This window comes from Xenorhabdus yunnanensis (assembly GCF_028598805.1).
Lineage (GTDB): Bacteria > Pseudomonadota > Gammaproteobacteria > Enterobacterales > Enterobacteriaceae > Xenorhabdus > Xenorhabdus yunnanensis.
Genome location: NZ_JAQRFI010000250.1, coordinates 1 through 424, shown reverse-complemented (window position 1 = coordinate 424; position 424 = coordinate 1). Strand labels below are relative to the sequence as shown.

General features: G+C 49.8%; 1 protein-coding gene. It reads right to left on the bottom strand.

The window, feature by feature from the left end; translation table 11 throughout:
* Positions 1–96: RHS repeat-associated core domain-containing protein (locus tag PSI23_RS22105; protein WP_273557058.1), on the bottom strand; the 96-nt coding region annotated here is incomplete at its 3' end.
* Positions 97–424 lie beyond the last annotated feature (328 nt).

The window sequence follows — 424 nt, the reverse complement described above, 5'->3', positions numbered from 1 at the left end:
AGGCTCCCCTTTATTTCCAACCCCGCCTGCTAGCCCAAGTGGATCGGTCCAATTCGCAGGGTTATGTACGTAAGAGTAAGGATTCACCCCGCCCATCAGCCCTATCGGGTCATAGGGAGGGTTCCGGTGCGGTCATACGGTTTAAAGCGATTTTATCTTTGATTATCAGCGTGTTAAAGAACCGCTTTTACCCGTTCCGCCCATCCCCGCTAACTTAAAACGCCGATAGGCACTTTTGCGATTTCTTGGCCGATGCGCTTTGATGCACCTGCGATGCAGTATAGCGGCCATTTTCTGCCGTGATCCGCCGAACTGTTGTGGTCAACAAAAATTGGTCACTGGCTTAGCGTTTTTCCAAAATAATCGTTCTGACTCATTGGGCGTTAACCCATTGTTATACCAGTGAGGACGAAGCTGGCTGTAA